Source organism: Alteromonas naphthalenivorans, assembly GCF_000213655.1.
Lineage (GTDB): Bacteria > Pseudomonadota > Gammaproteobacteria > Enterobacterales > Alteromonadaceae > Alteromonas > Alteromonas naphthalenivorans.
In genome coordinates, this window is the sequence record NC_015554.1 from 2416391 (window position 1) to 2428378 (window position 11988).

General features: G+C 42.7%; 10 protein-coding genes. 3 read left to right on the forward strand and 7 right to left on the reverse strand.

Annotated elements, in window-relative coordinates; all coding sequences use genetic code 11:
* Nucleotides 1-46 precede the first annotated feature (46 nt).
* Nucleotides 47-1129, forward strand: a complete 1083-nt coding sequence (locus tag AMBT_RS10545) for a purine nucleoside permease (protein WP_013784611.1) — start codon at nucleotides 47-49, stop codon at nucleotides 1127-1129.
* Nucleotides 1130-1173: 44 nt separating this feature from the next.
* Here AMBT_RS10545 and AMBT_RS10550 read toward each other — a convergent pair whose 3' ends face one another.
* The 3 genes from AMBT_RS10550 to AMBT_RS10560 form a co-directional block, all read right to left on the reverse strand.
* Nucleotides 1174-3186: a PAS domain-containing hybrid sensor histidine kinase/response regulator gene (locus AMBT_RS10550; RefSeq protein ID WP_013784612.1), complete on the reverse strand. Its 2013-nt coding sequence runs from the start codon at nucleotides 3184-3186 to the stop codon at nucleotides 1174-1176.
* 144 nt (nucleotides 3187-3330) lie between these two features.
* Complete coding sequence (locus AMBT_RS10555) at nucleotides 3331-4248, reverse strand: GGDEF domain-containing response regulator (RefSeq protein WP_013784613.1); 918 nt, start codon at nucleotides 4246-4248, stop codon at nucleotides 3331-3333.
* A gap of 126 nt (nucleotides 4249-4374) precedes the next feature.
* On the reverse strand, nucleotides 4375-6480 hold the full coding sequence (locus AMBT_RS10560; RefSeq protein WP_013784614.1) for a GGDEF/EAL domain-containing response regulator: 2106 nt from the start codon (nucleotides 6478-6480) through the stop codon (nucleotides 4375-4377).
* A gap of 379 nt (nucleotides 6481-6859) precedes the next feature.
* On the opposite strand from AMBT_RS10560, the gene AMBT_RS10565 reads away from it, so the two are divergent.
* Complete coding sequence (locus AMBT_RS10565; RefSeq protein ID WP_013784615.1) at nucleotides 6860-7210, forward strand: Hpt domain-containing protein; 351 nt, start codon at nucleotides 6860-6862, stop codon at nucleotides 7208-7210.
* Between the two features lie 26 nt (nucleotides 7211-7236).
* Here the strand turns inward: AMBT_RS10565 and AMBT_RS10570 are convergent, their stop codons facing one another.
* Entirely contained in the window at nucleotides 7237-8241 is a 1005-nt protein-coding gene (locus AMBT_RS10570) for an adenosine deaminase (RefSeq protein ID WP_013784616.1), read from the reverse strand.
* Between the two features lie 288 nt (nucleotides 8242-8529).
* On the opposite strand from AMBT_RS10570, the gene AMBT_RS10575 reads away from it, so the two are divergent.
* Nucleotides 8530-9861, forward strand: a complete 1332-nt coding sequence (locus tag AMBT_RS10575; protein WP_013784617.1) for an NCS2 family permease — start codon at nucleotides 8530-8532, stop codon at nucleotides 9859-9861.
* 123 nt (nucleotides 9862-9984) lie between these two features.
* Here the strand turns inward: AMBT_RS10575 and AMBT_RS10580 are convergent, their stop codons facing one another.
* From AMBT_RS10580 to AMBT_RS10590, 3 genes are read right to left on the reverse strand one after another with little or no spacing between them, the layout of a single operon-like run.
* Nucleotides 9985-10242, reverse strand: coding sequence for a hypothetical protein (locus AMBT_RS10580; protein ID WP_013784618.1), 258 nt, complete (start codon nucleotides 10240-10242; stop codon nucleotides 9985-9987).
* A 51-nt stretch (nucleotides 10243-10293) separates the two neighbouring features.
* Nucleotides 10294-11220, reverse strand: a complete 927-nt coding sequence (gene puuE, locus AMBT_RS10585) for an allantoinase PuuE (RefSeq protein ID WP_013784619.1) — start codon at nucleotides 11218-11220, stop codon at nucleotides 10294-10296.
* Complete coding sequence (locus AMBT_RS10590) at nucleotides 11210-11869, reverse strand: TetR/AcrR family transcriptional regulator (protein WP_013784620.1); 660 nt, start codon at nucleotides 11867-11869, stop codon at nucleotides 11210-11212. Before AMBT_RS10590 ends, puuE begins: the two co-directional genes overlap by 11 nt.
* Between the last annotated feature and the right edge of the window lie 119 nt (nucleotides 11870-11988).

Sequence of the window (11988 nt, forward strand, 5' to 3'; positions counted from 1 at the left end):
ACCCTCGTAGATTTACCTTTTTTTATACCTAAGAGGACAATTATTAATGCGCTATTTTGCTAATGCTATTCTCGCCCTTTCTTTCTTTGCTTCTGCTGGGCACTGCGCTGACACAACCGATACTTCCCCTATTGAGATTAAAGCCGTTGTGGTTGCCATGTTTGAAATTGGTGAAGACGAAGGTGACAAGCCCGGTGAGTTCCAACTTTGGAAAAAAGGCCAAAAGCTTTCAACCCGCTATGCCCTGCCCCATGCTCACCATGATATTTTTGTTAATGAAGAAACCGGCGTATTAGGTATTGTAACGGGTATGGGTATCGCTCGCGCATCAGCCGCTATTATGGCACTCGGTTTAGATCCTAGATTCGACTTAACGCATGCTTATTGGCTTGTAGCCGGCATTGCAGGTATGGATCCTGCTGACGGCACTATTGGTTCTGCGGTATGGACTGACTATGTAGTTGACGGCGACCTTGCCCATCAAATTGATGCACGTGAAATTCCAGGTGACTGGAAAACGGGCTACTTCCCGCTTTTCACCCACTCTCCTTATGCTAACGCAGCATCGGTAAATCCAGAAAAAGCCCCTAACGGTGAAGTTTATATTTTAAATGTGAGTTTAAGAGATTGGGCGTTCAACCTAACTAAAGGTACGTCATTACCGAACACGCCAGCTATGGATAAACTACGAGCCACCTATACGGGCTATCCTAAAGCACTTGAGAAACCAAGTATTATGACAGGCTCGCATTTATCGGCTTCGACCTTCTGGCACGGTGCATTACTTAATGACTGGGCAAACGATTGGGTGGGCTACTGGACGCAAAGCAAGGGTAACTTTGTGACTTCAGGCATGGAAGATTCAGCCACACTACAAGCGCTTACTTACCTAGACAATGCTAACTTGGTTGATAAAGACCGTGTTCTTATTCTTCGAACTGCCAGTAACTTTACTATGCAGCCAGCAGGGCTAACGGCAGCTAAGAACTTAGAACTAGAAAGCTCTGGCGAAGGCTACGCGGCACTTCAGTCTGCTGTAGAGGCTGCCTATGCTGTAGGGTCGGTGGTGATTGAGGAAATTACGACAAACTGGGATACGGTTAAAAACGAATTACCTGTTAAGCCGTAGTAAAACTGCAATTACACGCTATTTGTGACAGCGGGCTTCCGCTGTCACTGATGTATTGCAAATGACTTACTAAGCAATACTTTCTTAAGCTCTAAGGTGACATTGCGTTGATCGACGGGTTTACACAAAAACGCTGACATTCCCGCCTCTTTACATGCTTCTCTGTCTTCTTCGGACGTATTAGCCGTTACTGCTACGATACTACCTTGACTGCGTATCAATCCTTCTTCAAGTATGATTTTTGTGGCAGATACACCATCGAGCACCGGCATTGCACAATCCATGAAGATAAGATCGTAGTCTTTTTCTCTGGCCTTTTGTATTGCCACTTCACCGTCTTCAGCTTCATCGGCAATAAAGTTATATTTTTCCAACATCGAAGCAAGCACAATGCGGTTAATGTCATTATCGTCCACCACCAGAATAGATAATGGGATAGTGAGTAAACTTGATGATAAAGCATCGTCGTGGTCAAGTAGCCCATGCTTAGCGTCTGTCAGGGTGACAGGAAGCACAATATCAAAGTTAGTACCTACATGCATTTCAGAGCGGAAATCTATCTCGCCATCCATTTTCTCAACTAACTGCTTTACGATAGACAGTCCTAGCCCCGTTCCACTGCCTTTAACGGCCGATTGCTTTTCCCCTTGTATAAAAGGAGTGAATAATGAAGCCTTAGTTACCCCATCCATTCCTTCACCAGTGTCTTCTATGGAAATTAGCAAATTAGGTACATTGAACGCTTCTTTAAGTGCTAAGTGTATAGAAATGTGACCTCGTGAAGTAAACTTAATGGCGTTGTGCAATAGTTTGGAGATGATCTGCCCTATTCGATTGGCATCACCATTTATATAGGTATTTTCAGGAAACGAGAGAACCGCGAATAACCGAAGGCCTTTTTCTTTGCACAAGGGTTTAAATACATCAATCAACTCTTCTGCCATTGCCCGCACGCAGAAGTCATTTTTCTTCAGTACAAGCTCACCACTGGAGATTTCTGTGTAGTCTAAAACATCGTCTATAAGCATCAATAAACGGTCGGCGCTTTTTAGCGCCAAATCAGTTTTTCGCTCTCGAATATTCACTCGCTGCTCAAACTTTATGGCCTGTAACATTCCCGTAATACCATTAAGCGGCGTTCTTAGTTCGTGACTGATACGAGATAACAAATTACCTCGTTCGTTAAAGGCCGCTTCTACCTCTTTCTGTCTTGCTTCAAGCTCCAGGCGAAGCTTTACAGACTTATCAACATTTTGAAACGTACCGAATAACCGAACACATTGGCCTTCAAACATTTCAGCCATGCCGTGATTTTCGATCCATATAGGTTTTCCCTTTGCAGTTATGATCTGCAAGGTAGCGCTCCATGGTTCACCTGTTTCTATAGCGTGATTAACTAACCTTGTTATTTCATCACGATCTGCACCCTCTTTATAAAACTCGATAGCAGAGCCAAGCTCTGGGGCGTAGTTTTGAGGCACTTCATGGATAACGCGGGTTTGAGAAGACCAGAAAAGGGCATTTTCAACGATATCAACTTCCCACACACCGATATTTGCCACTGACTGTAGCTTTTCAAATAACTCGGCATGTTTAAGTGAATTGTCGTCTGCTCCACGTTCTTTTTGTAAAACGCTTTCCAGCCAGTTATCGAGCAACGATAACTTCCCTTTATCGTAGGAAAAATCGACATCTTCTATGCTGTTTGCCAGTATTAACACAACGTGGTAGTGACCAACACGGTGAATACGGCCAATAATAAAGTCTTTCGCCGATAAATTTTGCTTTGCCCATAGTTTAACCTCAGCGCAGCTTTCTAACTGACTGGAAGGAAGAGAGTCAATATCAACAGGAAAAGGGGGTAGTAGGTATTTATTAGGCGCTAGAGAGGCGGCGGCTTTAGCGATAACGTCTATATGCTCACCCGTAACGTGCAAGAGTAAGCCTTGCTGCATGGATAATATGTCACAACCAGATTTAAGTACTTTTTCAAAGTTAAGCACTGTTGATGAAACGGAAATAGGGTACTGTTCTTTACTATCGAATTGTTGAGACATAGCAAACCGCCATTAAAATCAAGAAGCCCTCTAAGGGAGAGAGGAGCTACTACAGCTTTTACACTGCTCCATTAAGGCAATAATAGTGGTTTTACAAAAGAAAAAAAATTAAACAATAGGCTATTATTCTAACGGAGAAGCCGATTAACCTATTGCGCGATTACGCCCAGCTTCTTTGGCTTCAAAAAGAAAAATATCAGCTGATTCGATAAGTGAAGATATGCCGGTGTCTTGCAATTCATTAGCAGGCCTTACAGCATAGCCAGCGCTAATACTTAGCTTTCCATCCTTGCCCGCATAATGCGTGATATTCTCACTACTTATTGCAGCCACAATGTCTTCAGCAACTTTCTTAACCCCGTTCATGTCGGTATACGGCAAAACCAGCATAAACTCTTCACCGCCAAATCGAATGGCTGCATCTTTGGGACGGCGCGCATGCGCCCCAATAATGGCTGCTACTTGTTGAAGGCAGATATCACCTTGAAGGTGGCCATAGTTATCGTTGTACAGCTTAAAAAAATCGATATCCATCATGATGACGCCGAGCGAGCTATGGTCACGAGCCACTTGTTTTACTAATAATGGAATTTCATTACTTAAGTACAGCCGGTTGTATAAGCCCGTTAACTGATCGTGAAACGTCATTCTTTCAAGCAGCTCTGTACGTAGCTTACCTTGTAAATGGTTTTTTATGCGGTGAACCAGTGTAGAAGCGGTAACCGGCTTCAACACAAAATCAGAGGCTCCCACTTCCCAACACATATTTTCAGTTTCGACATCAATCGTAGAGGTGACAAAGACAACAGGTATCTGGGCGGTATCAGCTTTGTCTTTTAAGGTACGACAAACAGTAAGGCCATCGACATCCGGCATGTTCATATCTAACAGAATGAGGTCAGGATTGTGTATCACACATTGGTCAATAGCCTCTTCACCGTTTGACGCAGAAATACAGTTAACAAAAGGCTCAAGTATAGAAGTAAGCAGCATTCTGCTAATAGGCTCATCATCGACCACGAGTACCTTGCATGCCGAGTATGGTTTTAGTTCTAACTGCATAAATTTAACAGGACTGTCTTAAGAGAATGAAGGGAAAAAAGCATAAAGTTATATTACAGCATTACTTAAAAGATATTAAGCCAAAAAAGACAAACTGCCATCTTTTCAGGTTTTTAAAGTTTACGCTTACGTCATCATTGTCTTCTGGTTTAAAAACCGTGTGGTAAATTCATCTTCTGATATCGGTTTACACATGTAGTAGCCTTGACCATATTCACAGCCTAACTGCCTAAGCGAGTGAAACTGCAATTCGGTTTCAAGCCCCTCTGCCACTAAGACCATGTTAAGGCAATTACCGAGACGAACAATAGCCGTCACTATATCAAGCGCTTGGGGTTCGGTATCCATGTCTTTTATAAAAGATCGATCAATCTTAAGTACGTTTAAAGGAAACTGACGTAAGTAAGACAAGCTTGAGTAGCCGGTGCCAAAGTCATCTAGTGCTAACGAGAGCCCTAACGAGGAAAGCGCTAGTAATACGTTTCGCGTTTGATCGAAATCAGCCATCAATGCAGACTCCGTTACCTCTAATTCTAATAGCCCCGGATCGATTCCGGTCGACAAAATAACTTCCCCAACTTCTTTTGCAAAACTAGGGTTTGCTATTTGCTGCGCTGACACATTTACCGCAATTTTAAACGGTTCATTCGCTTCAACGCATTTAGCAATAAACTCACAACTTTTGACCAAAACTTGCTTACCTAAGCGATGAATCAACCCTGTTTCTTCAGACAATGGAATAAATTCATCTGGTGAAACAATACTGCCATCGTCATCAATCAATCTAACGAGGCTTTCTGCGCCAACGACTTTGTTTAAGTTTAAATCATATTTAGGTTGGAAAAATATTGCCAAGCTGTTGTTATCAAGTGCTGTACGAAGCTTTACTTCCATTTCAACCCGCTTGCGCATGGCAAGTTTCAAATCTTTCGAGAAGAAGCTGAACTTGTCTTTGCCAGTCGCTTTTGCGCGATACATGGCGGTGTCAGAGTGGCGCATCATTTCTTCTGCACTAGAAGCATCTTGAGGGAACAAGCTAATACCAATACTCAAACTAAGTTGGTGATACTGACCATCAATATGAATAGGCTCTCTTGCACTTTGCAAACAGTTCATTGCCACTCCATCGACACTTAAACCACTAACATGAGTTAATAAACATGCAAACTCATCACCGCCCACCCTTGCGACCGTTGCTGACGGACCGCATGCTTGTTGAAGACGCTTTGATATAGATAGAATAATAGAGTCGCCGATTTTGTGACCTAGTGCATCGTTTAAATATTTAAAATTATCAATGTCTATAAGTAACAAAGCGACACTATGCTTCGCTTTGTCGGTGCGATTAATAGATTGAACAATTTTGTCGTGCAATAACACCCGATTAGGTAAGCCAGTAAGTTGATCGTGATTAGCGACATGGGTCATTTGAACGGCCATCGCCACCGATTCAGACACATCTTGGAATACAACGACTGAGCCTTTAACTCTCCCTTGTGTGTCTAATATCGGTGAAGCGGTATCTTCTACCCTGCACTCTTTACCTTGCTTGCTGACTAACTTTACGTTGAACGCCATAGCAACAGGCCGCTTAACCTTCATGGTATATAACGCTGGGTTAATCACTCCAGCATTAGTCGTGGCGTCTCGTAACTCCATAATGTCGTCCACCATTCGCCCGCACGCTTCAAATTCATTAAAGCCAGTTAAGCGCTGAGCGACCGGGTTAATAAAAGTCACAATACCGTCGGCATCTGTGGCGATAACCCCATCAGCGATAGCATTAAGTGTAATATTTAGCTGCTCTTTTTCTTCGAGTACCCTTTCGTTGTAAATAGATAGCTGTGATTTTTGCCGTTGCATTAGCAGGTGATTCTTTACCCGCATCCTACAAATTTCGATATCTATAGGCTTAGCAATAAAATCTATTGCACCCAATGCGAGTGCTTTTCGCTCATTTTCACTGTCGGTAAACGATGTAACAAAGAGTATCGGAATTTCTCGTAATCCCAAATCAGCCTTAATAGCCCTGCAGATGTCGAAACCTGACCGCTTAGGCATACTGATATCAAGAATAATTAAATCGGGTTTGTGAATTTGAACAAGATGGAGGGCTTCTAAGCTGTTGCTGGTGCTAATTACGTTCGCTAAACTACTTACAGCAGATTCTATAATGACGATATTAACGGGTTCGTCATCAACAATAAGCACTTTTTGCGCTCGCATATCCATAGCTATCGTTTCTCCTTATTTACCTATTTCTCTATGTAAGTATCGGCCATGCTATGCTTTTCGTTATTAGCCTTTAGTCTACATTCAACTGCACTTATGTTATCGGCATTGTTCTTGCTGATTGTAATTGCTAATTGTTCTTGCTGATTGTAATTGCTGATGCATTTACAGTACCGATTATGTCGTAAAGCGCTACTGAGAAGTCGTTGTTATACGATAAGTGCCACAAGAGCGATAAAGAAATACTTAAGTCTGTCTTCATTAAAACAGCCGAAATCTCGCTAGAACTGGGTTCACATTTAAATTTTTTTGATATACAGTTTTCGTTCTACAGTAAATGTTCTCACTACACACTTGGTTTACAAGGCAAAAATAACTTATGAGTTTTGAAAGTACGTCGCTTTGGCTACGTGAAAAAGCACTGCAACGCTTGGCAGGAAACCACGCGCTTTTAAAACGTGTTGTTGAAATGTTCATTGATCAAATCGATGAAAAACACTTAACGCTTACTACAGCGGTTTCAAATAGAAATTTAGAAGACGTTCGCTTTACCAGCCATGCTATTAAAGGTGTATCGGGTGATGTGGGCGCCGAGGCATTGCGCCAGAAAGCCTCATCCATCGAAATATTGTCGGCATCAGGTGATTGGAATGAAATTGAAGTAAACGTTAGCGCGTTGGCGTCAGTAATCGACGCCACTAAATCGGAAATGGCTGCCGCCCACGCCTAGAAAGATGAGATGAGCGGCTTATCATTTTAGCGTGTTAACGAATGTATATGCGCAATGTGTTGTTGTTTAATGTCATCCGGTAAAAAGCTAGCCGCAAAACTATTAATAGCAAGTTGCTTCACGTGTGCTTCGGTTACAGGCAATGCATCACACAGGGCTATATAGTTATCATTCAAAAACCCACCAAAATACGTAGGATCGTCCGAATTCACAGTAACCATTAAACCCTCATCGAGTAGCGATAATATATTGTGTTTGGCTAAGTCATCTACCACACACAATTTCAGATTACTTAATGGACACACGGTAAGAGGAATTTGATTGGCGTTTATGTAAGCCATTAACTTCTCGTCTTCCTGACACCTTACGCCATGATCAATTCGGTCAACGTTAAGCAAGTCTAATGCTTCCCAAATATATTCTGGCGGCCCCTCTTCACCTGCATGCGCGACTATTTTAAACCCAAGAGCTCGCGCTTCTCGAAACACCCGTTCGAATTTAGATGGTGGATGACCCAGTTCAGAACTGTCTAAACCCACCGCATCTATAACACTGTAATAAGGTTTGGCAGCTTCAAGTGTGGCGAACGCGTCGCTTTCTGGTAAATGCCTTAAGAAAGACATAATTAAGTAACTAGAAATACCGTACTGCTTTTGTGCATCTTTCATGGCCCGTAAAAAACCTGGCATGAACACATCAAATCCTATACCTCTTGCGGTATGGGTTTGCGGGTCGAACATGATTTCAGTGTGAACCACGTTATCTTCATGACAGCGGGTGAAATACGCCCACATTAACGCGTAAAAATCATCTTCATCAATGAGCACGCCCGCACCGGCATAGTATATGTCGAGGAAGCTTTGCAAATTAGTAAATTGATAGGCAGCAGCTATCTCTTCAATGCTTTTATATGGCAACGTGATACTATGTTTACTTGCCAGGTGCCACATAAGCTCAGGTGTTAGGCTGCCTTCTATATGCAAGTGCAGTTCAGCCTTCGGGAGTTTTTGAATTATTGTTGATAGCGACATGGCCCCTCACAGTTAGAAGCGCACCATTTTGATGCAATTTGATCTTAATTAGTGCGCAACTTCTTTTCTAGCGTTGATTTAGTCAGGCGTTCTTATAACGCTTCCAATGTGAAATACGCGGTTTTTAAAACCTATATTAGTTAATTTCACTGGCGTAACACTGACTTTGCGTATTCTGGCTATGTTTACCGTAGCACAAAACGCACCAACAAACTGACTAAGTGGTCAAGTTTTTGCTTCATGCAACAACAAATAATGATAAATGACTCAACGCATAGAGAAATCTACATGTCTAATAACGTATTAGAGCGCCTTTTTAAGCTTCAGGCGCATGGAACCACAATAAAAACAGAAGTGGTAGCGGGGCTAACCACTTTTGCCGCCATGTCGTACATCTTAGTGGTAAACCCTGGGATCCTTGGTTTAAGTGGCATGCCTATCGAAGGGTTAATAACGGTAACCGCGCTAGCTGCCTGTTTGGGCACTTTATTGATGGCGTTTATGACTAACTACCCCATTGCGCTTGCGCCAGGTATGGGTTTAAACGCTTTTTTTGCTTTTACTATTTGTTTATCTCGAGAGATTCCCTGGGAAGCGGCCCTTGGCATAGTATTTTGGAACGGTATTCTCTTTTTAATTCTGTCCTTAACTGGGGTGAGGACTAAAGTTGCTGAGTCTATTCCCCCGGCCCTCAAAATTGGTGTGCAATGCGGCATAGGGTTATTTATTGCCTTTATTGGCCTTAAAAATGCGGGACTGGTTGTAGACAATCCGGCTACCTTTGTGGGTCTTGGTGATTTATCTGACCCTGCGGTAATGCTTGCGCTACTTGGTATTATTTTTACTATTGTGATGGTAGTGAAAAAGGTTACCGGAGGCATTCTTATATCTATTGTGTTGCTTACCGTAATTGGTGCCTTCGTGCCAACCGAGAATGGCATGTTAACTGCAACGCCTGAAGCCATTATCGGCTTACCAGAACCAATTTCGAATACCTTTATGGCAATGGACTTTTGGTACCCTATTGACCATATCGCTGAAACTTGGGATTTAATATTTGCACTAATGTTTGTGAATATGTTCGACACTATAGGTACGTTAATCGGTGTTTCTCGCCGTGCGAACTTGCTAGATAAAAACGGAAGATTGCCTAAAATTGGCCCTGCCATGACCGCCGATGCGTCTGCCAGTGTGGTAGGTGCATTTATTGGTACATCACCAGTAACCAGTTACGTAGAATCTGCTACTGGGGCGTCTGCAGGTGGTAGAACAGGATTAACCGCGGTAGTGGTTGCACTGTGTTTTATTTTTGCCTTGTTCCTTACCCCTTTAATGAAAGTCATTCCTTTGATGGCGACTACTCCAGCGCTTATCATGGTAGGCATTCTAATGATGGAAGCCATTCGCCAGATAGATTTCGACGATTTAGGTGCTCTTGCTACCGCAACCGTTGCGCTATTAGCTATGCCGCTCACATTCAGTATTAGTGAAGGTATTGCACTAGGTTTCATTACCTACGTTGGCATTAAGATGGGAACCGGTAAATTCAAAGAAGTCAGTGGGTTAACCTACGTGTTAGCGGGTGTGTTTATACTGCGCTATATATTTGACTTAAAATAGCAAGCGCCAGCCTATGCCTAACAAAAAAAAACGGTGAAGATAATCTTCACCGTTTTTTATGCCTTAGGTAATCTATTCAGGCTAGGTGGATTACATAGCTTATAGAAATTGAGCTTGCTAACCCTACTCTAAACCATCGTAGCTAAAGGTAACGGCTTTATCGCCCATAAAGACTATCTTTACATGCTTCGCTTCTTCGTTACCCCAAACGCAAGATACTGCGCCCATGGTTTTTGAGCAATTATCTGCCGCCCCGATTACCGATGATACTTCATCTTGAGACATACCCATTTTTAATTTGTCGTAGTTCTCTTTATTTAGCTTTGAACAGCCCGTTAAAACGAGCGCAGTTAATAAACATAAGGCAATTTTTACTTTCATTTTTATATCTCCACTTTATATAGCGTAGCTTGCTTCTTATAGCTTTACACTTTACTGGGATTTTTCAACTAAAGGATGTTCGGCTAGCCAATGTCGGGCAATGTCTTCACGGGTAGCCAGCCACACTTTGTCATGAGATTGCACATATTCAATAAAACGTTTTAACGCCGCCATTCTCGCAGGCCGCCCTAAAATACGGCAATGCATACCTATCGAAAGCATCTTAGGTGCTTTGCTGCCCTCGTCGTACAACACGTCGAACGCATCTTTAAGATATTGAAAGAACTGCTCGCCACTATTAAAACCTTGTGGGGCAGCAAAACGCATATCATTGGTATCTAGCGTATATGGCACCATTAAAAGAGGTTTGCTGTAATGATTATCAAAATAAGGTAAATCGTCGGCATAAGAGTCGGCGCAGTAGAGGATATCATCACGTTCAGCAATCAATTTAAGCGTATTAGGGCTGGTACGCCCCGTGTACCAACCAACCGGCTTCTTACCAGTAAGTTGCTCATGCAACATGATAGCGTCGTCTATTTCTTTTCGTTCAGTCTCTTCATCCATATCTTGATAATGAACCCAACGCATAGCGTGGCTAGCTATTTCCCATTTAGCATCTAACATGGCTTGCACGGCATCTGGGTGACGTTGCATGGCCATAGTGACACCAAAAACCGTTACCGGAATATTGTAGCTGGTGAGCAAACGATGAAGTCGCCAGAATCCCGCACGACTCCCGTATTCATAAATAGACTCCATACTAAGGTGCCTATCATTAAATGCTTGGGCACCAATAATTTCAGACAAAAAGGTTTCAGATTGCGCATCACCATGAAGCACGCAGTTCTCACCACCTTCTTCATAATTTAAAACAAACTGGAGCGCAATTTTAGCGCCGTTCGGCCAATTGGCCTTAGGTACATCAGCCCCGTAACCTATAAGGTCGCGAGGGTAAGTATGGGAATTATTCGACATCAACATTCTCAATATAACGACTTGGCACTGGCAGGTTGCACCCACCTAGCACCAATTGAATTAATTGGCGTGTGGCCGTTTCAAAATCGGCCTTAATCATTTTACGACCACGAAGACGGGTAATTTGAGCAGAAAAGTCAGCATAGTGCTGGGTGCTAGCCCAAATGGTGTAAAGTAAATATTCACCATCAAGCTGAGGGAGTTTACCTACTTCAATCCACTGGTCGATAAGTGCTAATCGCCCTTCCATCCATTTGGCATGTTCTTCGTCAAAATAACCGGTTAAGTTCTGCGCACCGTTAATAATTTCCATCGCGAATATTTTAGAAGCTTGTGGATGGGTGCGAGATACTTCCATTTTTTCTGTGATGTACGCGGCTAACACTTCAGCTGGGTCGTCATCAACAGTGGCTCTGTCGAAATGGGAGTTCCACAACGACAATGTTTCTTCTAGCACTGCCACATACAACTCTTGCTTCGTTTTAAAATAATAAAGCACATTGGTTTTAGGCAGGTTCGCTTCATCCGCAATTTTTTGAACCGCAGTGCCCTTAAATCCAAACTGGGCAAAACATTTTTCAGCGGCTTGCAGAATATTTCGTTTATTTGTGGCACCTACACTCGCGTCCGTGTCTCTTAATTTGGTCATCGTTAATTCTTATCCTTCACTACACGTCTGGCATCCGTTTGTATTACGTTATCACGGTTTTAGCGTAAAATAGAAAACGTAATCACTATACCGTTACCCCTACTTAACTTTGTTTTCTC

Coding starts and splice junctions, on each gene's coding strand:
- AMBT_RS10545 (WP_013784611.1), top strand. CDS start 47: ATGCGCTATTTTGCTAATGCTATTCTCGCCCTTTCTTTCTTTGCTTCT.
- AMBT_RS10550 (WP_013784612.1), bottom strand. CDS start 3,186: ATGTCTCAACAATTCGATAGTAAAGAACAGTACCCTATTTCCGTTTCA.
- AMBT_RS10555 (WP_013784613.1), bottom strand. CDS start 4,248: ATGCAGTTAGAACTAAAACCATACTCGGCATGCAAGGTACTCGTGGTC.
- AMBT_RS10560 (WP_013784614.1), bottom strand. CDS start 6,480: ATGGATATGCGAGCGCAAAAAGTGCTTATTGTTGATGACGAACCCGTT.
- AMBT_RS10565 (WP_013784615.1), top strand. CDS start 6,860: ATGAGTTTTGAAAGTACGTCGCTTTGGCTACGTGAAAAAGCACTGCAA.
- AMBT_RS10570 (WP_013784616.1), bottom strand. CDS start 8,241: ATGTCGCTATCAACAATAATTCAAAAACTCCCGAAGGCTGAACTGCAC.
- AMBT_RS10575 (WP_013784617.1), top strand. CDS start 8,530: ATGTCTAATAACGTATTAGAGCGCCTTTTTAAGCTTCAGGCGCATGGA.
- AMBT_RS10580 (WP_013784618.1), bottom strand. CDS start 10,242: ATGAAAGTAAAAATTGCCTTATGTTTATTAACTGCGCTCGTTTTAACG.
- puuE (WP_013784619.1), bottom strand. CDS start 11,220: ATGTCGAATAATTCCCATACTTACCCTCGCGACCTTATAGGTTACGGG.
- AMBT_RS10590 (WP_013784620.1), bottom strand. CDS start 11,869: ATGACCAAATTAAGAGACACGGACGCGAGTGTAGGTGCCACAAATAAA.